General features: G+C 71.1%; 19 protein-coding genes and 1 tRNA gene. 11 read left to right on the forward strand and 9 right to left on the reverse strand.

What is annotated here, in order from left to right; all coding sequences use genetic code 11:
• Positions 1 to 4: 4 nt before the first annotated feature.
• The 3 genes from eboE to LCH29_RS08005 all read left to right on the forward strand — a co-directional run bounded on the left by eboE (position 5) and on the right by LCH29_RS08005 (position 3,682).
• Positions 5 to 1,189: a metabolite traffic protein EboE gene (eboE, locus tag LCH29_RS07995; RefSeq protein ID WP_446460995.1), complete on the forward strand. Its 1,185-nt coding sequence runs from the start codon at positions 5 to 7 to the stop codon at positions 1,187 to 1,189.
• Entirely contained in the window at positions 1,186 to 2,580 is a 1,395-nt protein-coding gene (locus tag LCH29_RS08000; protein WP_446460996.1) for an alkaline phosphatase family protein, read from the forward strand. The genes eboE and LCH29_RS08000 overlap by 4 nt, the downstream gene beginning before the upstream one ends.
• Positions 2,581 to 2,674: 94 nt before the next feature.
• Entirely contained in the window at positions 2,675 to 3,682 is a 1,008-nt protein-coding gene (locus LCH29_RS08005; RefSeq protein WP_446460997.1) for a sugar phosphate isomerase/epimerase family protein, read from the forward strand.
• 24 nt (positions 3,683 to 3,706) lie between these two features.
• Here LCH29_RS08005 and LCH29_RS08010 read toward each other — a convergent pair whose 3' ends face one another.
• Both LCH29_RS08010 and frc read right to left on the reverse strand, forming a co-directional pair.
• Positions 3,707 to 4,861, reverse strand: coding sequence for an MFS transporter (locus tag LCH29_RS08010; protein ID WP_446460998.1), 1,155 nt, complete (start codon positions 4,859 to 4,861; stop codon positions 3,707 to 3,709).
• 2 nt (positions 4,862 to 4,863) lie between these two features.
• Positions 4,864 to 6,033, reverse strand: coding sequence for a formyl-CoA transferase (gene frc / locus LCH29_RS08015; RefSeq protein WP_446460999.1), 1,170 nt, complete (start codon positions 6,031 to 6,033; stop codon positions 4,864 to 4,866).
• Between the two features lie 137 nt (positions 6,034 to 6,170).
• Between frc and LCH29_RS08020 the strand changes: the two genes are divergently transcribed.
• Positions 6,171 to 6,255: transfer RNA gene (locus LCH29_RS08020), tRNA-Leu, on the forward strand.
• 140 nt (positions 6,256 to 6,395) lie between these two features.
• Here the strand turns inward: LCH29_RS08020 and LCH29_RS08025 are convergent.
• Positions 6,396 to 7,022, reverse strand: coding sequence for a recombinase zinc beta ribbon domain-containing protein (locus LCH29_RS08025; protein WP_446461000.1), 627 nt, complete (start codon positions 7,020 to 7,022; stop codon positions 6,396 to 6,398).
• 25 nt (positions 7,023 to 7,047) lie between these two features.
• Between LCH29_RS08025 and LCH29_RS08030 the strand changes: the two genes are divergently transcribed.
• Positions 7,048 to 8,247, forward strand: a complete 1,200-nt coding sequence (locus tag LCH29_RS08030; RefSeq protein ID WP_446461001.1) for a hypothetical protein — start codon at positions 7,048 to 7,050, stop codon at positions 8,245 to 8,247.
• A gap of 25 nt (positions 8,248 to 8,272) precedes the next feature.
• Here LCH29_RS08030 and LCH29_RS08035 read toward each other — a convergent pair whose 3' ends face one another.
• A complete protein-coding gene (locus tag LCH29_RS08035; protein WP_446461002.1) occupies positions 8,273 to 8,530 on the reverse strand; it encodes a hypothetical protein in 258 nt (85 codons plus the stop codon).
• 36 nt (positions 8,531 to 8,566) lie between these two features.
• Here LCH29_RS08035 and LCH29_RS08040 point away from each other — a divergent pair, with 36 nt between their 5' ends.
• On the forward strand, positions 8,567 to 8,890 hold the full coding sequence (locus LCH29_RS08040) for a DUF6177 family protein (RefSeq protein WP_446461003.1): 324 nt from the start codon (positions 8,567 to 8,569) through the stop codon (positions 8,888 to 8,890).
• A gap of 269 nt (positions 8,891 to 9,159) precedes the next feature.
• Positions 9,160 to 10,824: an N-6 DNA methylase gene (locus tag LCH29_RS08045; RefSeq protein ID WP_446461004.1), complete on the forward strand. Its 1,665-nt coding sequence runs from the start codon at positions 9,160 to 9,162 to the stop codon at positions 10,822 to 10,824.
• Here the strand turns inward: LCH29_RS08045 and LCH29_RS08050 are convergent.
• From LCH29_RS08050 to LCH29_RS08060, 3 genes are read right to left on the reverse strand one after another with little or no spacing between them, the layout of a single operon-like run.
• The gene (locus LCH29_RS08050) at positions 10,821 to 12,980 is read right to left on the reverse strand and encodes a UvrD-helicase domain-containing protein (protein WP_446461005.1); all 2,160 of its coding nucleotides are present in this window, start codon (positions 12,978 to 12,980) and stop codon (positions 10,821 to 10,823) included. The two genes, LCH29_RS08045 and LCH29_RS08050, sit on opposite strands and share 4 nt — an antisense overlap.
• 41 nt (positions 12,981 to 13,021) lie before the next feature.
• On the reverse strand, positions 13,022 to 14,281 hold the full coding sequence (locus tag LCH29_RS08055) for an McrC family protein (RefSeq protein ID WP_446461284.1): 1,260 nt from the start codon (positions 14,279 to 14,281) through the stop codon (positions 13,022 to 13,024).
• Positions 14,282 to 14,289: 8 nt separating this feature from the next.
• Positions 14,290 to 16,107, reverse strand: a complete 1,818-nt coding sequence (locus tag LCH29_RS08060) for a DUF4357 domain-containing protein (protein ID WP_446461006.1) — start codon at positions 16,105 to 16,107, stop codon at positions 14,290 to 14,292.
• Positions 16,108 to 16,241: 134 nt separating this feature from the next.
• Between LCH29_RS08060 and LCH29_RS08065 the strand changes: the two genes are divergently transcribed.
• Positions 16,242 to 17,429, forward strand: coding sequence for a helix-turn-helix domain-containing protein (locus LCH29_RS08065; protein ID WP_446461007.1), 1,188 nt, complete (start codon positions 16,242 to 16,244; stop codon positions 17,427 to 17,429).
• On the forward strand, positions 17,426 to 17,980 hold the full coding sequence (locus LCH29_RS08070) for a hypothetical protein (RefSeq protein WP_446461008.1): 555 nt from the start codon (positions 17,426 to 17,428) through the stop codon (positions 17,978 to 17,980). The genes LCH29_RS08065 and LCH29_RS08070 overlap by 4 nt, the downstream gene beginning before the upstream one ends.
• 215 nt (positions 17,981 to 18,195) lie before the next feature.
• On the opposite strand, the gene LCH29_RS08075 is transcribed toward LCH29_RS08070, so the two are convergent.
• Complete coding sequence (locus LCH29_RS08075) at positions 18,196 to 18,648, reverse strand: ATP-binding protein (protein ID WP_446461009.1); 453 nt, start codon at positions 18,646 to 18,648, stop codon at positions 18,196 to 18,198.
• Between the two features lie 162 nt (positions 18,649 to 18,810).
• Here LCH29_RS08075 and LCH29_RS08080 point away from each other — a divergent pair, with 162 nt between their 5' ends.
• The gene (locus LCH29_RS08080) at positions 18,811 to 19,668 is read left to right on the forward strand and encodes a helix-turn-helix domain-containing protein (protein ID WP_446461010.1); all 858 of its coding nucleotides are present in this window, start codon (positions 18,811 to 18,813) and stop codon (positions 19,666 to 19,668) included.
• Positions 19,665 to 19,850 (forward strand): DUF397 domain-containing protein, encoded by a 186-nt coding sequence (locus LCH29_RS08085; protein WP_446461011.1) that lies wholly within the window; start codon positions 19,665 to 19,667, stop codon positions 19,848 to 19,850. The genes LCH29_RS08080 and LCH29_RS08085 overlap by 4 nt, the downstream gene beginning before the upstream one ends.
• Before the next feature lie 26 nt (positions 19,851 to 19,876).
• Here the strand turns inward: LCH29_RS08085 and LCH29_RS08090 are convergent, their stop codons facing one another.
• Positions 19,877 to 20,368, reverse strand: coding sequence for a hypothetical protein (locus tag LCH29_RS08090; protein WP_446461012.1), 492 nt, complete (start codon positions 20,366 to 20,368; stop codon positions 19,877 to 19,879).
• Positions 20,369 to 20,386: the final 18 nt, after the last annotated feature.

The following is a 20,386-nucleotide window of genomic DNA, read 5'->3' on the forward strand; positions in this document are numbered from 1 at the left end:
CCCCATGCGCTTCCGCCACCCCGACGGCTCCACCGTCCACCTCGCCTACTGCACCAACGTCCACCCCGCCGAAGACCTCGACGGCGTCGTGGACCAGCTCCGCCACCACTGCGAGCCGGTACGCCGCCGCCTGGGCCGCGACCGGCTCGGCATCGGCCTGTGGCTGGCCCGCGACGCCGCCCGCACCCTGACCGCCGACCCGGCCGCCCTGCGACGGCTGCGCACCGAACTCGACCGGCGCGGTCTGGAGGTCGTCACCCTCAACGGCTTCCCGTACGAGGGATTCGGCGCCGAGGAGGTCAAGTACCGCGTGTACCGGCCGGACTGGACGGAGACCGAACGGCTGACCCACACCGGCCACCTCGCCCGGCTGCTGGCCGCCCTGCTCCCGGACGACGTCACCGAGGGCAGCGTCTCGACCCTCCCGCTCGCCTGGCGCGCGCCGTTCGACAGCACAAGGCGGCGGGCCGCGCTCGACCACCTCACCACGCTCGCGACGCGCCTCGACGCGCTCCAGGACCTCACCGGCCGCTCGATCCGCATCGGCCTGGAACCCGAGCCGGGCTGCACCGTCGAGACCACCGCCCAGGCCATCGACGCGCTCACCGCGCTCCCCGAGGGCGCACCCCGCCGCCGCATCGGCCTCTGCCTGGACACCTGTCACCTGGCGACGCAGTTCGAGGACCCGCACGCCGCCACCGCCGCCCTCACCGCGGCCGGTGTTCCCGTCGTCAAGGCGCAGCTGTCCGCCGCCCTGCACGCCGAGGAGCCGCACCGCCCCGCCGTACGCACCGCCCTGGCGGCGTTCGCCGAGCCGCGCTTCCTGCACCAGACCCGTACCCGCACCCCCGCGGACGGCGTACGCGGCACCGACGACCTCGACCAGGCCCTCGCGCCGGGCGGGCTCGACACCACCGCCCCCTGGCGCTCCCACTTCCACGTCCCCCTGCACGCCCCGCCCGAGCCGCCGCTCACCTCCACCCTGCCCGTCCTCACGGACGCCCTCGCCCGGCTGGTCGGCGGCCCGGCGCCGCTCACCGGCCACCTGGAGGTCGAGACGTACACCTGGCAGGCGCTGCCGCCCGAGCTGCGGCCCCGCAACCGCGACCGGCTGGCCGACGGCATCGCGGCCGAACTCGCCCTGGCCCGCGACCTGTTGACCGACCTCGGCCTCAAGGAGCTGCCGTGAGCGCCCCGGGGAAGCCCACCCCCCTCCTCGTCCTCGACGTCGTCGGCCTCACCCCGCGCCTGCTCGCCCACATGCCCCGGCTGCGCGCCCTGGCCGACTCCGGTTCGTACGCCCCGCTCGGCACCGTGCTGCCCGCCGTCACCTGCGCCGCCCAGTCGACGTTCCTCACCGGCGCGACCCCCGCCGAACACGGCATCGTCGGCAACGGCTGGTACTTCCGCGAGCAGGGCGACGTCCTGCTGTGGCGGCAGCACAACGGCCTGGTCGGCGGCGACAAGCTGTGGGACGCGGCCCGCCGCGCCCACCCCGGCTACACGGTCGCCAACATCTGCTGGTGGTACGCGATGGGCGCGGACACCGACATCACCGTCACCCCGCGCCCCGTGTACTACGCCGACGGCCGCAAGGAGCCCGACTGCTACACCCGGCCGCCCGCCCTCCACGACGAACTCACCGCCGCCCACGGCACCTTCCCCCTGTTCCACTTCTGGGGCCCGGGGGCCGATCTGGTCTCCTCCCAGTGGATCATCGACGCGACCCGCCACATCCTGCGCCACCACCCCACCGACCTCACCCTCACCTACCTGCCCCACCTCGACTACGACCTCCAGCGCCACGGCCCCGACGACCCCCGCGCGCACGCCGCCGCGACCGCGCTGGACACCGCCCTCGCACCGCTGCTGGACGACGCGCGGGCTCAGGGCCGTACGGTCGTGGCGCTGTCCGAGTACGGCATCACCCGCGTGTCCCGCCCCGTGGACATCAACCGGGCGCTGCGCCGCGCCGGGCTGCTGGAGGTGCACACCCAGGACGGCATGGAGTACCTGGATCCGGGCGCTTCCCGCGCGTTCGCGGTCGCCGACCACCAGCTCGCGCACGTCTACGTACGCCGCACCGAGGACCTGGCCGCCACCCGGGCCGCCCTCGACGGCCTGCCGGGGCTCGCCGAACTCCTCGACGACGAGGGGAAGAAGGCGCACGGCCTGGACCACCCACGCGCGGGCGAACTGGTCGCGGTGGCCGATCCGGACGCCTGGTTCACGTACTACTACTGGCTGCACGACGACCGCGCGCCCGACTTCGCCCGGCTGGTGGAGATCCACCGCAAGCCCGGCTACGACCCGGCCGAACTCTTCCTCGACCCCGTCGACCCGTATGTGCGCGTCAGGGCGGCCACCGCGCTGGCCCGCAAGAAGCTCGGGATGCGCTACCGGATGGCCGTCGTCCCGCTCGATCCGTCCCCGGTGCGCGGCAGCCACGGCCGGCTGCCGGACCGGGACGAGGACGGGCCGGTGCTCATCTGCTCCCGGCCGGACACCGTGCCCGGCCGGGTGGCCGCCACCGACGTCAAGTCCCTGCTGCTCCACCTCGCCGGTCTCGATGACAGCTGACAGATAACAGATAGCCCATATCAGCTATCAGTTAGCAGATATCGGCTGACAACTCACAGCTGACGACTGACAATTCACAGGAGGCACGCACGCCATGAGCGCCCAGCACCCGGAACTCGCCGCCGCCCTCCGCCGCCGGAGATTCCTCGGTGTCGCCGCCGGAGCCACCGCCGCCACCCTGCTCGGCACCACCACCGCGCACGCCACCAGCGGTGGCAAGGGCGGCCCGATCGTGCCGCGCGGCCACCTCGGCATCCAGCTCTACACCCTCCGCGACCAGGTGCAGTCCATCGGCTTCGCCCGCGTCTTCGAGGAGCTGGCGGCTTACGGCTACGACCAGGTGGAGTTCGCCGGATACACCCAGGGGTCGGCGGGCGCCATCACCCTCAAGCAGCTGAAGCGGCTGCTGCGCGACAACGGGCTGCGCGGCATCGGCAGCCACGTCGGCTACTACTCCGACGATCCGAACGCCTACACCTTCGCCACCAACCTCACCAAGGTGCTGGACGACGCCCAGGCCCTCGGCCTGCCGCACGTCGGCACCGCGTCCGGCCCCTGGCGCTACGGCACGACGGTCGACGGCTGGAAGCGCTGCGCCGAGGACTTCAACACCTACGGCGCGGCCGCGAAGGCGCGCGGGATGAAGTTCTACCAGCACAACCACGCCGAGGAGTTCTCCTTCGCCACCGACCGGCCGGACGTCCGCCTCTACGACGTGCTGCTCGCCGAGACCGACCCGGAGCTGGTCCACCTGGAGATGGACATCTACTGGGCGTACGTCGCCCAGCACCGCTTCGGCAAACGCGCCGACGGCACCCCGGCGCCCTTCGAACCGCTCGACTACGTCCTGGCCGACCCGGACCGCTATCCGCTGTTCCACGTCAAGGACGGCGAGCGCGACGAAACCGTCCCCGACGGCTACCGCATGGTGGACGTCGGGGACGGTGACATCGACTACGTACGGTTCCTCGGCAAGGTCGGCAAGACCCACGGGGGGCGCCGGAACCACCACTGGATGGTGGAGCACGACAACCCGGCCGACTCGCTCACCACCGCCCGTCGCTCCGCCCGCTATCTGCATACGGGGCGCTGCGGCGACTGAGCACCGAGCGGTCTCTTCGAGGTCTCACACCGCCTCGCGGCTGATCGGCTGCGGGTTCGGGGCGATGTCCCGGACCCGCGTCCGGCCCGGCTGGCGCAGCAGCAGGGCGACCGCGGCGGCCAGCATGGAGATGCCGCCCGCGAGCGCGTACGCCCCGTCGTAGCCCCAGTCGTCGACCACCATCGAGCCGAGCCCGCCGCCGAACAGCCCGCTGATCAGCTTTCCGCTGTACACCAGGCCGTAGTTGGTGGCGTTGTCGTTCTCGCCGAAATAGTCCGGGGTCAGCGCCGCGAACATCGGGTAGAAGGCGCCGCCGCCGAATCCGGAGAGGAAGGCGAAGAACGGGAACAGCCACTCGCTGCGGATGTTGCCCGCCCAGATCACCCCGAATTGCGCCAGCCCCAGCACCACGATGACGAACACCAGGGTCGTCTTGCGTCCCCAGTAGTCCGAGAGCCACCCCACCAATCCGCGGCCCACGCCGGGCAGCACCGGCAGCGTCCGCGCGTACTCCAGCATCTCGTTCAGCCCCGGCGCCCTGAGCACCCCGGCCTGCCGCAGGATGTCGTCGTACACCGCGTCGTCCCCGGCCAGCGCCCCGGTGTGCGAGCCCGCGGCCCCGCCGCGCACCCCGCGCAGCACCTCGGCGGCCCGGATCCCGTCCAGCATCGACAGCGCGTCGTCCCGGCTCGCCGGGGCCAGCCGGAAGGTGATGTCCTTCAGCACCTCCACCAGCACCCCGCCGAGCCCGAAGGCGACCACCTTCCCGAACGTCGGATCGGTGACCGCGCCGACGATCACCTCCTGCCCGCCGCCCGGCACCATCTGCTGCACCTGCACGCCCTGGATGCGTGCCGTCGGGGCGTACGCGCGGGCGTTCGCGACGATCGCGGTGTACGCGCCGCGCACCTCGGCCGACGAGCCCAGCCCGACCCGTACGCCGCCCGCGTCCGTCTTGTGCGAGATGTCCGGCGAGACGACCTTCAGCACCACCGGGAAGCCGATCCGGTCGGCGAGCGCCACCGCGTCGTCCGCGGACTCGGCCAGCCCCTCGGCCGGGGTCGGTATGCCGTACGCGTCGGTGATCCTCTTGCCCTCGGGCGCGGTCAGAGCGGTGCGCCCCTCGGTGCGTACGGCGTCCAGCACCGCGCGTACGGCGTCCTTCTCGTATGTGCTCATCGTCAGATCACCCCGTTCGCCTTGAGCAGCCGCACTTCGTCGTCGCCGATCCCCAGCTCGCCGTACACGTCCGCGTTGTGCTCACCCAGCAGCGGAGACCGGTCGACCTCGACGGGGGAGTCGGAGAGCTTGAGCGGGGAGCCGACCGTGGTGAACGCCCCGCGCTCCGGATGGTCGACGCGGACGACCATCTCGTTGGCCGCCAGCGACGCGTCCTCGACGATCTCCTTGGTGGACAGGATCGGCCCGCACGGGATGTTGTGGGCGTTCAGCTGCTCCAGCACCTCCCATTTGGGCAGCGTGCTGGACCACTCCTCGATCAGCTGGAACATCTTCCCCAGCTTCGGCAGCCGCACCTCCGGCGTCGCCCACTCCGGGTCCTCGGCCAGCTCCGGCCGCCCGATGAGCCGGGTGATCGGCTCCCAGCCGACGGGCTGCACGATCACATACACATAGTCGTTGGGGCCGCCGGGCGCGCACTTGACCGCCCAGCCGGGCTGCCCGCCGCCGCTCGCGTTGCCGCTGCGCGGCACCTCGTCGCCGAAGCTGTCGTTCGGGTACTCGGCGAGCGGCCCGTGCGTCAGCCGCTGCTGGTCGCGCAGCTTGACCCGGCACAGATTGAGCACCGCGTGCTGCATGGCCACGTTGACCCGCTGGCCGCGCCCGGTGCGGGTGCGCTGGTAGAGCGCGGCCAGGATGCCCGCCACACAGTGCACCCCGGTGCCCGAATCGCCGATCTGGGCGCCGGTCGCCAGCGGCGGCCCGTCCTCGAAGCCGGTCGTGGACATCGACCCGCCCATGGCCTGCGCGACCACCTCGTACGCCTTGAACTTGGTGTACGGGCCCTCGCCGAACCCCTTGATCGAGGCGTACACGATCCGCGGGTTGATCTCCTGGATGCGTTCCCAGGTGAAGCCCATCCGGTCCACCGCGCCCGGCCCGAAGTTCTCCACCATCGCATCGCTGCGGCGGATCAGCTCGGTCAGGATCTCCTTGCCGCGCTCGGACTTGGTGTTGAGGGTGATGCTCCGCTTGTTGCAGTTGAGCATCGTGAAGTAGAGCGAGTCGACGTCCGGGAGGTCGCGCAGCTGCTTGCGCGTGATGTCACCGGTCGGGGAGTCGCCACAGGCCGATGCCCACGGAACCCACCCCTCGTCACCCTCCGTAACCATAGGTGTCCGCACCCCGCCCGCCCCCACGTCACCGCAGGTCGTCGCGGGACTGGGCGGCACGCATACGCTGGTGAAACGCACCCCAAAACCTTGGTATCGTTGTCCATGTCGCCGCGGGGAACCGCGGGGCGCACCTTGTCCGGGTGGCGGAATGGCAGACGCGCTAGCTTGAGGTGCTAGTGCCCTTTATCGGGCGTGGGGGTTCAAGTCCCCCCTCGGACACAACCTTCTCCCGCACTGTCCGTTTCCAGGGCAGGCGGAATTGGCACCCGTCTCCGGCTCCCGGCCGGACGCGGGTGTTCTTCGTTTCGGCCCTCTCCTGGGCTTCTCCCTCCGTCGGGGGCTCGGTGGTCGGGCTCCGGTCAGCCGATCGTGATCCTTTCTGCTCGTGGGGTGTCCGCGGTCAGGGAGCTGGCCGCCGGGTCATAGGTCAGCGAGATCGCCTCGCTGCGGAGGTGCGCGACAGCGTCGGCCGGCGAGAGCGGCGCCGCACTTGCGATCAGGGCCATCGGCTCGGCTCCGTCCGGGTCGTCGTGAGTGAGGCGGAGGAGCAGAGCGGGCAGGTGCGGCAGAACGTGGTCCTCGCGCAGGTAGGTGTTGGGAGTGCGACCGGGCATGGGCCCAGTGGCGCTGGTGTGGCCGTGGCGGCACCGGTAGGCAGGGCGACGGCGAGCCCAGCGGGATTCCATCCGACGCCCGCAAACGCCGCAGCGCAGCAGCCCCGCCAGGAGATAGATGCGCCCGGGAGCCGTCTCCCGGGCGGTGCTGAGGTGTTGAACGGCGATGAAGTCGGCCTCCCTGACCAGCGCCGGGTGCGCGGGCTGGGCCGAGATGATCCAGTCGGCAGTGGTGTTCCACCGCGTCACGTCGCGGTGTCCGAGAGTGGTGTTGGCCGCATCGATCAGGTCGTGGTCGGTGCGCTGGCGGTTCCAGACCTGGTGGCCGGTGTAGCGGGGGTTGGCCAGGATGGCCCGCACCGTGGGCAGCACCCAACGCTGACCGTTCCGGTGCGCGGTGCTCGCGGATCCGCTCGCGCGGTGGGAGCGGGCCTTCGAGGCGTTCTTCGAGCTGCGGGGCCCACTGTTGGGCGGCCCCAACGGGTACGACGCCACTTCGATGCTGTTCGACGTGTACCAGGACGTGCTGCCCGACGTCCTCAACACTCTCTACGGCCTTCCGTACCCGATGCCCTGGCCCCGGCTTCGCGACTCGGTCCACCTCGCCTACCGGATGACCTTCCACCTCGGCGCGGCGACGGAGGGTGAGCAGCGGGCGTGGCTGCTGGACGCCGACCACGACCTGCGCCGCGTCCTGGACGTCCTGGAATGCTTCGGCGCGATCACCCGCGAGCGGGGCATGGCCGACCCCGTCTTCCTGGACACCGCGCTCGATGAGCCTCCGACCGGCCCGCAACTGCCCGCCGGGATGCCCGCGGAACTCGCCCAGTTGCTGGACCCCCTCCCGGCCGCCCCGGACCCGGGCGCCACCGCCCGGGCGAAGGAGCTGCGCGAGGAACTGGCATCGGGCCCCGTGGAGTTGATCCGTCTCACCGATCTGGGCACCCGCGCCGTCCGGCAGCGGCTGCTCGCACAGGGCCGCAGCGCACCACTGGTGGGCGAGCTCACCCACGCGCCCGCCGCCGGGCTGCTGGGCGTGCTGGCCCAGGAATACGACCCCGAACACGCCGAAGCCGAACTCGCCGCCTGGACCGCCGCCCACGACAGCCGCGAGGCCGCCCGGCGCCTACTCCTGGACGCGATACGCACCACCCCCTTCCGCACCCGCGCCGCCGCCCTGCTCGACACCCTGACCACCGCCCTGCCCGACGGCACGGAACTGCTGCGCTCCCTGCGCGGCGACCCGGACCTGGCCCCCACCGCCCTCACGGTCCTCACCCAGCGCGGCGCCCTCGACCACGAGGACCTAACCGACATCGAAGCCGCGTTGATGGTCGCCGAAAGCCTCCTCCAACTCCTCGACTTGGGCGGTGAGGAGGCCCTCCTGGAAGCCCTGCTCGCGCAGGGCCGCGCGGAAGCCGAGACGGCGATCGGGGCCGCACTCGCCTCCAGTCATCCCGACCAGGCCGGACTCGACACCCTGCGCCGCCTCGCCGACGGCCCCCTTCGGGCCAAGGCGACCCAACTCGGACGTCTCAACGCGGCCCGCGCCCGCCAAGGGCGCAGCACAGCGAAGAAGCGCAAGCGCCGCCGCTGACCTCTCGACCCGCACCCTCCTCTGGTTACCACCCCGGGGCGTACGGAGTGGGCCGGGCCCGACTGGAACCCGCACGTGGCGCAGGCCGGTAGTCGTGATCAGCGAGCCAGGCCCGGGCCCGGCCGTGCTGGCGTTCCGCGCTGAACAACCAGTAACGGCGCTGCTCGGCCGGTGAGGCGGCCAGCACGTCCTTGAACCGGCGGAACGACCCCCGGCCCCTGGTCGCGGTGGCCAAGGCGTCGGCGAGGCTCCGGTCGTCGAGTACGGCGATGAAGTCCTCCATGTCCCGGTAAGCGTCTTGTGACCCCGCGCAGGCCACATGCAGCCACCGCTCGGTGTCCTCCGGCTCTCCTTCACCCCGGGGTTCCCCGAAGTCCGCCCTCATCGGCCGGCACTCGCCAGTCTTCAGGTCGACCCAGCCACCTGGCACCACCTCACCGGTGCCCCACCCGCCGGATGGAGCACCGCCGAGCCCGTCAACCTGCCCTGGTCCACCCGCCAGCTGACCGACCTCGCCCGCCAGCGCGCACCCCAACCCACCTGGCTGATCGCTGTCGGCCACACCGACCGCCCGCACGGGAACCTGACCCGACTGTTCAGACCCTCGTGCCACGGACCGCAGCACACTCATGGCGAGTGGTGACGCGAGTACAAGGCGTCTGGAAGTACGGGCCCTACCCGCACATCCCACAGTGTGCACGGCTGTCGGCGCAGTGCTTGCTGGTATCCGGCCAAGCGGCTGAGGACTCCGATGGACCAGGCAGCGATCCGTCCTCCCTGGGCTCTTCGCATACCGCGAGCTCCCCATCTCGTTACCCTCGTCCGTCGACATACGACCCCCGTACACGCTTGTGTACATAGTCAACAGTTTATTGCTGGAAGTGAACCGGCATTCCGTGTACGTTTGGGGCCATGAGAGAAGATGCCGCCCCCACGGCCGATCTCCTCGTCTCCGGCTCGGAGATCGCCCGTCTCGCGGGGGTCACCCGAGCCGCGGTCTCCAACTGGAGACGGCGCTACGACGACTTCCCCGCGCCTGCGGGGGGCGGTGCGAACAGCCCACTGTTCGCTCTGCCGGATGTGGAGGCGTGGCTGGACCGACAGCGCAAGGGGCAGGGAGTCTCCGAGGAGGTCCAGCTCTGGCAAGTGCTGCGCGGAGCCTACGGTGAGGAGATCCTCGGCGGAATCGCCGCCGTCCTCCGCCTGCTTGCCGATGGAAGACAGGCGCACGGATTGCCGGAGAAGGCTGCCCGGCTGGCGCGGAACCTCGCCGCGAGTACCTCCGCGGGCGACGTGGCCGATGCTCTCTGCGAGCGCTTCACCGACTCGGTGCGCCGGGTCGGCTCGGACCAGGTCACCTCGCCTCGTGTGGTCCGTGCCGTGCGCCACTTCGCCGGCGAGGTGGCGAGTGACGCGACCGTTTTCGACCCGGCCTGCGGCATCGGCACGCTCCTCCTCGCCGTCGCCCCCGAGGGAACAGGCGAGCGGTACGGGCAGGAATCGGACCCCCGGAGCGCGGATGTCGCGCGGATGCGCGCCGACCTGACGGGCCGAACGGACGTCACCGTCGCCACGGGCGACTCCCTGCGCGACGACCAGTGGCCGGACATCGAGGCCGAACTCGTCGTATGTGACCCCCCGGCGGGTGTCACCGACTGGGGGCGGGCGGAGCTGCTTCTCGACTCCCGCTGGGAACTGGGTACCCCCTCACGTGCCGAGGGCGAACTCGCCTGGCTCCAGCACGCCTACGCCCACACGGCCCCCGGCGGTCGCGTTCTCATGGTGATGCCCGCCTCGGTCGCCTACCGCAAGGCCGGTCGCCGCATCCGCGCCGCGCTCGTACGGCGTGGCATCCTCACGCATGTCATCGCCCTGCCACCCGGCACCTCGGCCGCCCACGCCCTCCCCGTCCACCTCTGGCAACTGCGCAGGCCCGCATCGCCCGATGACGCCGCCACGTCCGTAACGCTGACCGATCTGACCGCGGGTGACCCGGACGGTTCCCTGGAGCCCGGCCCCGGCCAGGTCGTGGACGTACCGCTCGTCGAGCTGCTGGATGACGCGGTGGACCTCACACCCGGCCGCCACGTCGCGGAGCCGCATCGTGATCTCGCCGCCGAATACCGCTCTCTGCGGCAGGAGCTGGCACAGCAGCTCCAGGGGATCGAGGAGCTGCTGCCGGCGCTGACCGCGGGCGACGGCCCTGCCTCTCCGGACGGGCCCACGATCAGTGTCGCGGAGCTCGCTCGCGCCGGACTCGTCGCGTACACCGACCCTGAGCCGGTCTCGGTGACGGACCAGCTCGACACCGACTACCTGCGGGGTTTCCTGCGCAGCGCGGCGAACAACCGTCGCTCCACGAGCGCCAGCGGCACCTTCCGCCTCGACGGCCGAGGCGCCCGTATCCCTCGGATGGACATCGCCGACCAGCGCCGTTACGGAACCGCCTTCCGCGCGCTCCAGGAGTTCGAGGAGCGTACGCGGCGGCTGGCGGAGCTGAGCCGGGACGCGGCGGCGCTCGCCAGGGACGGGCTGGGCAACGGCACCCTCGTTCCCGAGGGCGGCAAGGACGGTTAGCCCTCGGCTGGTCCGGGCTGTGCGGAGCCGCGCGGTACGAACGAACTGGCCCGGCCGCTCCACGACACGGTCAGCGCTTCCCGCGCCCGGGTGCACGCCACGAACAGCAGGCACCGCTCCCGCAGCAGATCCGCATCGTGCTGGAGCGCATCCACATCCGCCGGTGTGACCTCGCGGGCGAAGGGCATCGCGCTCGCCGTCACCCCGAGCACGGCGACGCACCGGAACTCCAGGCCCTTCATGGCGTGCATGGTGGCGAGCCGCACCCCCGCCACGTCCGGCCCCGGGGCGTCCCTGACCCGGACCACCGGCACCCCGGCCGCGGTCAACTTGTCGTACGCCTTGTCGAGGAGCACGTTGAAGCGGGCGCACACGCCGATCTCGGACGGGCGTATGCCCTGGGCGATCCAGTCCTCGACGCGTTCCACCAGCGCCGCGACCTCCGCCTGCTCGGAACCGTACCCGTCCACCCACGGCCTGCGGCCGTGCAGCAGCGAGCGGTAGCCGGCCAGCGTGTCACTGCCTTCGCCGCCCAGGTCGTCGACCGACACGGGGCTGAGGATGCCGGTCGACCAGGACAGGATCTCCTCCGTGGAGCGGTAGTTGACGCGCAGACGGCTGGTGCGCCCGGCCACCGGGATACCGAGCGAGCCCAGGGAGACCCGTGAGTCGTAGATGCGCTGATGCGGGTCGCCCGTGATGAACAGGTCGTCGTGTCCCGGCGCCACGGCGCCGCGCAGAACGCGCCACTGCGCGGGGTGCAGATCCTGCGCCTCGTCGACCACGACGTGGTCGAACGCCGGTGCCGTACGGGCCAGGAGCTCCGCCGCGCGGGCGCAGACCCGCAGATGCGTGGTCCTCCCCTGTTCGCGCAGCATCGACTCGAACAGCTCGACGGCGGGCCAGAGCCGCTCACGCCGCCCGGTCGGCAGTGGACTTCCGCGCCCGCGCCGGGACGCGGCCCGGTAGGCGTCCAGGTCGCGGATGTCCTGCGCGAGGATGACGTGCCGGTATTCCTGGGCCAGGAACTGTTCCGTCCAGGGGAGCCCGAGCTTCTTGACGACCCGCTGCCACAGCTCCCGCTCCGCCCGGTCCCTGATGGGGGAGGGGGCCCTGCCGTCGAGGCGGCTCACGAGGCCGTACGCGTAGGAGTCGACCGTCGTCACCTCCACCCGGCCGAGCAGCGACGGGTCGTGGTCGAGGAGGAGGGCCAGGTTCTCGCGGAGCGCGGCGGCCAGGGCGCCTGTGTACGTGGTGAGCAGGATGCGCGTTTCGGGGGCGCGGGTGAGGAGGTGCTTGACACGGTGCAGCGCCACGACTGTCTTGCCCGTGCCGGGACCGCCCGTGACCTGCGCCGGACCGCCGTACGACGTCCGGTAGGCCACGCGCCGCTGCGACGGGTGCAGGAACACCCGCCAGGCTGCGAACGGCTTCTCCAGGATGTCGGTCAGTTCTTGGGGGCCGGTGACCAGGGTGATACGGCTCGTGGTGTTGGAGATCGCGATGGCCAGGCTCTCGTCCGCCTCGGGCGCCGCGTCGGCCGGGCGGCGTACGGCGACCACGTCGCGGTACACCTCCTCCGCGCTGAACCCCTCGGCGAGGTACTGGAGGGCCTCGAACTGGTCCTCCGGCAGCAGGGTGCCGAAGGCCTCCAGCTGCGGTTTGTCGGTGATCGTCCGCACCGCCCGCATCACCTGGTCGTCGATGCCCAGCTCGCGCAGGACCGTGTCGGAGTACTTCGCGAACAGCAGCGAAGGGGCCTTGGCGGCGGCCTTCTCCAGGGCGGGGGTGAGCTGCTCGATCGCGGCCACGTTGCGTACCTCGAGGCCGCGCGTCGCGGAGTTCGTCGTGTAGAGCCGCTTGGCCGCCCAGGTGTACGCGTCGTCGTGCGGGACGACGTTGACGAGCAGGAACACATCGCTGCCGTCGTCCGGCGCGAGGACGACGCCGCGCCAGAAGTCGTTGATGCGGATGGTCCGCATCCGTGGGTCGCGCGCCTTGTCGACGTTTTCCAGGTGGAGCCCCTTGTCCGCGCGCAGTTCGGCCACGGTGAGCCGCTGGAACTTCTCCATGGCCTTGCGCACGCCGGATTTGACGGGCTTCTCCAGGACGTCGTAGCTCTCCCAGAAGCTGTTGGCGAACGCGAGCTGCGGCACGAGTGACCTCCCCCACCCCTGAACGGACACTCCGCAGTCGATCACACGCGCAGAGTGGTGTCCATCCGCCGGGCCACGGCCGCGATGTCCATGAGCAGCCCGGCCGGTTCCTGATCGAGATCGACGGCGTGCTGGTGGATGACGATACCGGCGTGCCGCACCCGGTGCGCGGCGTGCGCGGCATTGCCCTTCGCGTACACCAGATGCCCCTCCCCGAGTCCCAGGGCCGTGCAGTAGGCCAGCATCTGATACAGGTCGGCGTCCGGATAGCCGTCCCGTTTCTCCGCCTTGTACTTGGCGTCCACCACCGCCGACGGGGTGCCGTCCGCCCCGTACAGCACGAAGTCCGGCTTCATGCGGATCGCGGACGCCTCGTCGAGGTGGTGCGGGTCCTGGAGGCGGGCCGCGCGGCCCGAGCCCCGGAAGGCCTCCCGCAGGGCGACCGTCACGAAGTCCTCGAAGAGCTTGTTCATGTCGAACAGGAAGCCGTCGACGCGCAGTCCGCCGGGTGCGTGCTCGGGGGAGGCACCGTCCAGGACGGCACGCGCCAGGCGCAGGGCATGGTGGTAGCGGGCGTTGAGCCGGGTGGGATGCCAGTCGGGGAGCGGCCCGCCGCGCGGAAGCGGGCTGACGTCGGCGAGGCGGGCGCGCTGGTGCAGCAGCCTGCGGCGCACGTCACGCGGTACGCCGGGCAGACGCAGCAGTCGCTCCACGGCCGTGCGCAGGATGCGGTTCTCCGCGATGTCCGTGGTGAACTCGTCGTACGCCACCTCCACGGGCAGCGTCGCGCCGAAGTGACGGCGGATCTGCTCGGCCTCCCGGACGCGTCCGCGGACGACGAAGGTGGTCTCCTCCGTCGCCCGGTACCCCTGGAGGAGTCCCTGCCGCAGCGCCCTGTCCACCTGGCGCTCCACGGCGTGCGCGACCGCGGGCAGCAGGCCGTGGTGGTCCGCGGCCTCCACCTCTCCGTCGCGCCAGCCGCCGCGCGGGTCGAGGCTGTAGCCGAGCAGGAAGAAGAGGCGGGCGATGGGTACCTTGGGCGTGACGCGGACGGTGAACGGCAGGCCGCCACCCGGCACGGCGACGGAGACCGCCCCGACCTTGCTGCCCGCCCGCAGCGACCAGTGTCCCGGCGCGTACGGGTCGGGGGCGGCGTCCACGACCCGGGCGGCGGCCAGTGCCCGGCCGACCGTGTCCGGCAGCGGCACGGAACGGGCCGGTGCGTGCTCCACCAGCTCGACGGTGCTGGGCGCCTCGGGACGTACCGCGGGATCCGGCGCGGGGTTCCCCTCGGGGTGCACCGTGGAGCTCACGCCAGCGACTCCCGCAGCGCCGCGAGCCCGTACCGCTTCTCGATGTCGATGCCCTCGCCGTAATGGTGCTCCTCCAGCAGCGGCAGGATCTTCGTCCGCCAGGTCCGCTCCAGCCCGCCCTCGCGGTAGACACCTTTCTTCATCAGGTACGAGGGGCCGATCCGGAAGTCGGCGTCGTCGATGCGGGAGTTGAGCGCGTCGAGCAGATCGGCGGGCTCGGCGTCCTTCCCCTCCCTCGCCAGCCAGCGCCGCAGCAGCCCGCTGGTCGGCTCGGTGCCCGGGGACAGCTCCACGAAGGCGAACCGGCGGCGCATCGCCGCGTCCACGAGCGCGATGGACCGGTCCGCGGTGTTCATCGTGCCGATCACGAAGAGGTTCGGCGGCAGCGCGAAGTCGTCGCCGGAGTAGGTGAGCCGCACGGACTTGTTCCGGTATTCGAGGAGGAAGTACAGCTCGCCGAAGACCTTCGCCAGGTTGGCCCGGTTGATCTCGTCGATGATCAGGAAGTGCGGGACGTGCCGGTTGCCCTCACGCGAGGCCAGGTCCGCCAGCTCCCGCAGCGGCCCGGCGGTCAGCCGGAAGGCGACCTCCCGCGTCTCGGGGTCCTCCCGCGGACGGAACCCCTCGAAGAAGTCCTCGTACGCGTACGAGGGGTGGAACTGCACGAGCTTCACCTGCTCGGGCCCGCCGCCCAGGAACTCCGCGAGCTTCAGCGCGAGGTAGGTCTTGCCCGTGCCCGGCGGGCCGTACAGCACCAGCTGCCGCTCGTCCGCCAGCAGGCCGCGCACCTCACGGAGCCATGCGATGTCGTGGACCAGCAGTTCGGCGGCCAGCCCGGCGGTGGGTTCGGGCAGCTCGGGGTCGCGGCGGGCGGTGATCGCCGACATCGCCGCGCTCGGGTCGCGCTCGGTGGCCTCGGCCTCCTCGGCCAGTTCCTCATCGCTCAGGCCGAGCCCTTCGACGAGGGCCTGCACCGAGGTGAGGTCGACGACGTCGTGCTGGACGGACAGCTTCTGCTGGAGCTCCTCGGGCAGGGTGTCGTAGGGGAAGCCCTCGCCCCGCCAGTCGGCCTTCCGCCGCAGATTGGACAAGCCGCCGTCGGACTCGACCTGTTCGAGGTCGCCGGTGACCGTGCCGACGTACAACTGCCCATCGGAGATCGTGCACAGCGTGTCTCCGCGCCGCATCTGGGTGAGGAAGCAGTGCAGCTCATCGACCATGGCCTGCTTCTGGCTGTACGAGGTGGTGGCGTCGTACCCCTCCTGGACGTACCGCCGCAGGGTGCTCTTCGTCGGTTCCGGTTCGGCCAGCGGCGGCAGGTGCGAGGCCGCCAGGGTGACCCAGCCCTCGGACACCCACAGCCGCTTCACGAGGTCGCGGCCCGAGACGTTGGAGCCGCGCACCAGCCAGGTCTTGTGCGGGATGCGCCAGGTGTGGCCGAGGTAGTCGGCCAGGGGAAAGCCGTCCTCGGTGCGCCATTCGGACAGCCCGTCGGAGCTCCGCCCGGCCACCACCGAACCGGCGGCGGAGGGAGAGTTGCACTCGATGTCCCGCGTGGCCTCCAGATACCCGGCCCACCGGTCCGACGGGCGGACGCCGCCGTCGCCCCACAGCCGCTCCCGCTGTGCCGCCGCGTGACGCCCGATGCCGGGCATGGTCTCCGCGCGGAGCGGCGATCCGGCGAGGACGAGGAACTTCAGGCTCCCGTTCATCCCCTTCTCCGGCAGGACGCGCCCTCGTGCGTACGGCCCTCCGTTCGGCAGCCGCAGCCGGAACTCCGGGTATTCCGCATACTCCGTTTGTCGGTCGATCACCGCTCGCCCTCCCCAGACAGATGATCCACGGCAACGGTAGGGCCTCGCACTGACAAACGTCCCGGCCCGGAGTCTCGTCACCCTTCCGAGTGCGACCAATTGCGATTTTCGCAATCAGCGATTACGGTGCCCTCATGAACGAGACTGTGACCGACCGTGTACGCAAGGTCATGAGCGCAGCCTCCCTCTCGCAGGCCGCGTTCGCCGAGCGCATCGGGCTCACCGCCGACAAGCTGTCCAAGTCGCTGAGCGGCACGCGCCGCTTCACCTCGCTCGATCTGGCCCGCATCGCGGAGCTGGGGCAGACCACGGTGGACTGGCTGCTCACCGGCCGCGAGCCGCGGCGCCCCGACTTCGCGGCACGCACCAGCGGACCCCTCTCCGGCGCCGACGACGCCGTCGCTCTGAAGGGCCTCGTCCAGCGGTTCACCACCGCGTACGACGTGCTCGACCTCATGGGCCGCTCCCGCTCGCTGCCCGCCCTGCCCCGCCCCAGGGCCGACCTCGACCGCTACGTCGACCAAGGGGAAGCCCTGGCCCGGGACGCCCTGACGGCGCTGGCCTCCCAGGGGGTGAAGTCGGTGGTCGCCTGCGAGACCTCCGACCTCGCCCGCGCGCTCGAAGAGCACTTCGGAATCGATGTGGCGCAGACGCACCTCCCGCAAGGCCTCGACGGGGTCGCCTGGCAGTCGGACCGCTTCCGGCTCGTCCTCCTCGCGCGCACCGGTGTGTGGACCCGTCAGCGCTTCACCTTGGCCCATGAGCTCGGCCACATCCTGGCCTGCGACGCCCAGAAGATGCTCACTGAAACCCATCTGGCTCCCGGCAGGCAGAAGGACTACACCGAGGTCCGCGCCAACGTCTTCGCGTCGAACTTCCTCATGCCGGAGGGGGAGATCCGAGCGGCAGTGGACGCCGAGTCGCCCGGCCCTCCTGTGTCCGACGATGTCTTCCGGGCTCTTGTCGTGCGGTTCAAGGTCTCTCCGAGCGCGCTCGCCGCGCGGCTGCACCAACTCGGCCTGGCCACCGCCGACAGCAGAAACCGCCTTCGCGGTGTGTCCACCGAGGTCTGCCACCTCTTGGCCCAGCACGCCGACCTCCACGAGAAGCGTGTCGCCGCCGCCCGGGCCGGCCGCCTCCCCTTCGGCCCGGCCCGTGGTCTCTACGAGGGCTACCTGGCCGGCGACACCACGTTGCGCCCGCTCGCGGCCTACTTCGACATGGACCCCGACGAACTGCATGACGCCTTGGAGCCGGAACCAGTCGCGACCACCGCGCCCACCGCGGACGCGGAGAAGGGCGACTTGATCTTCCAGCCATGACGGTCACGACACGCACCTGGTGGTTCCCCGACAACACGGTCCTGTGCAACTTTGCCGCCGTTGACCGGCTGAGCCTCCTGGAGAAGGTCCTCGACAGCCGGGGCCGCTGGACCCAGGCCGTCGCCCACGAGGCCGCCTGTTCGGCGCGCTACTTACCGAGGCTGCACGCGGTCACCGCCGACGGCTGGCTCGGCGAACCGATCGAGATCGACGACCCGCGTGAGACCGAACTCGTCGACCGCTTACGCCGGTTGGTCTTCGCCGGTGACCCAAGACTCCCTCTCCAGCACCTCGGTGAGGCCGAGACTTTGGTGCTGATCCAAAACCGCCCCGAATTCGCGGGCTCGGTCTGGGTCACCGACGACGGGGAGGCCGGCCGCTTCGCCCGCCGCAAGGGGATCACGGTTCGCGACACCGTGGACATCGTCCGGGAAGCCGTGGTCGAGGGGCTTGTCGTGGCGCACGAAGGACACCGTCTCCTGCACGCCATGACGGAGCAGGGCCGTCATCTGCGAGGCATACCCAGGCGGCCCGAGGATCTACAGCAGTGACCGGCGGGCGGGACTGCCCTTCGGCATGCGGCGAGAGAGACGATGCGGCGGCCGAGGCGGCCGAGGCGGCCGGGGAGCCGGTGCTCGACCCCACCACCAGGCCCACACTCGTCGAGGCCGCCACCCGGGCCGAAGCCGAGGCGCACGCGAGCCTGGGTACGCCGGAGGTACGGGACGCGATCGACGACGCACGGGCGGGGGCCGCTGACCGTCACTCATGCCCGGCCGGAAGGGGGCGTGGTGGAGTCCAACTCGGCCCAGATGGTCTTGCCCACGGGCTCGTGAGGCTCCGTGCCCCAGCGGTCGGCGAGGGCCACGACCAGGAGCAGGCCCCGCCCGGACTCCCGGTCCGGCGGCGGGACCGGCTGGAGCGCGGGCAGTTTCTCGCCGCGCGTGTCGGTGACCTCGATGCGGAGGGTCCCCGTTGCTTCCTGGAGCGTGAGGCCGAGCCGGAAGTCCCGGCCGGGGACGCGCGCGTGCAGCGCCGCGTTGCTGGCCAGCTCGGCGATGACCCCCTCGGCGCGTTCGGCGATGGTCGGCGGCACCGGCCAGGTGCGGAGCTGTTCGGTGGCGAGCAGCCGGGCGAGCCGGGCCCCGCGCCGGGTCGAAGACAGGCGTTGGGTGAAGGTGCGGGTACCGGCCGGGAGTTGGGACGTGCTTGCGTTCATGCGGCCACGGTGGCGGTTGATCACCGGCCTTCGCCAGCACCGCGCCGCGTACGCAGGGTCAGCGTACATGCGCGTTCGGTGGACGGTACGCCGGTTGATCCGTCACCCTGGGTGAGTCGAGCGCGGGGGCCCTCGCACGTACGCACCTGGAGGTGTCCGCGTATGACGATTGACCATGCCTGTGCGGCCGGAGACGGCGACTGGGAACGGGAGCCCGATCCTTCCGACAGTCTGCGGACCTTCGGGGCCGTCGTCCAGGCCTTGCGCGAGCACGCGGGCCTCACCCGGGCGCAGTTCGGGGAGCTGGTCCGGTTCTCGAAGCACACCGTGGCGTCGGTGGAGCTGGGGCGGCGCATGCCGGACGAGTCGTTCGTGGAGCGGGCGGAGGAGGCCACGGGCAACACGGGCGCGTTGCGGAAGGCGGCCGAGTTCCTGACGCGGGGCGACCCGGGGTTCGCGGCGTGGTTCCGTCGGTGGGCACGGCTGGAGCGGATCGCGGTGAGCCTGTGCACGTATGAGTGTCGGCTGGTTCCGGGGCTGTTGCAGTCGGAAGGGTACGTGCGGGCCCTCTACGAGAACGATATCCCGCCACTGACTGACCATGAGCTGGACGAACTGGCCACCGCACGCGTGGAGCGGCAGCGGTTGCTCCACGAAAGACCCAACACCACGTTCGACTTCATCGTTGAGGAAGCCGTCTTCATGCGTCGCCTCGGCGGAGTCGCGGTGACCCGCGAACTGCTCGACCTCATCCTTGAGCTCGTCTCCTTGCGGAACGTCACGCTTCAGATCATGCCCGCGAACGCCGAACAGCACGCCTGCCTCGCCGGGCCTGTGCGACTACTGGAGACCCCGGACGGGCGGCGCTTCGCCTACTCCGAAGGGCAGCAGAACGGCCGCCTGATTGCCGCCCCGAAAGAGGTGTGCCGGATCCAGATGCGCTATGCGAGACTGCGCTCGCAGGCCCTCTCCCCGAAGGACTCCACGGGCCTGCTGGAGCGGATGCGAGGAGCCCTATGAGCATGCCTGAACTCGACTGGTTCAAGTCCAGCTACAGCAGCGCCCAGAACGACGACTGCGTGGAGGTGGCCGTCACCGACCAGTCCATCCACGTCCGTGACTCCAAGGACACGACCCGCCCCCACTTCACCGTCGGTCGTGAGGGCTGGACAGAGTTCGTACGGTTCGCGTCGGAGAACTGAGATTGAGGCGTACCGTTCGGCCTCCCTTACCGGGGCCAGCGGTACGCCTCAACCACGTCCGCGTACGGCTTGAGGAGCGGACGCAACTCGTCCCGGAGTACGTCGGCGTCAGCCGCCGGGAGCGACAGGGAGGCCCGTCGCATGCGAACACTCCAGTGCTTCGGCTCCGGGAAGACGGTGAGCCGGTCTACGTGATCGCGAAGCGCGACGCCCTCACGGAAGGGTGCGAGGCCGTGGACGGTCAGTTCGCATCCCTCAGTGAAGCGTCGCTCGCCGAAGACGATGGGGTCGGCGAGGCTGCGCACGGGTGAGGACACGGTGGCGTGGCCGATGATCCGTCCCAGATCGCGCGTCGGGTTCCCGAAGCAGCCTCGCGTGGAGTACAGCAGCACCTCGTCGCCCTCTGCGATGGCCTGCGCCGCACGCGCCCGGCCGGGAGGGAAGGCCATGCGCTGCTCGGTGAGCACCCAACTCAGGGCGGTGCGGTCGCTGATGATCACGAGGTGGGTCGTCGGCATGCGGCCACGATATCCGTG

The organism is Streptomyces sp. BRA346, assembly GCF_052851135.1.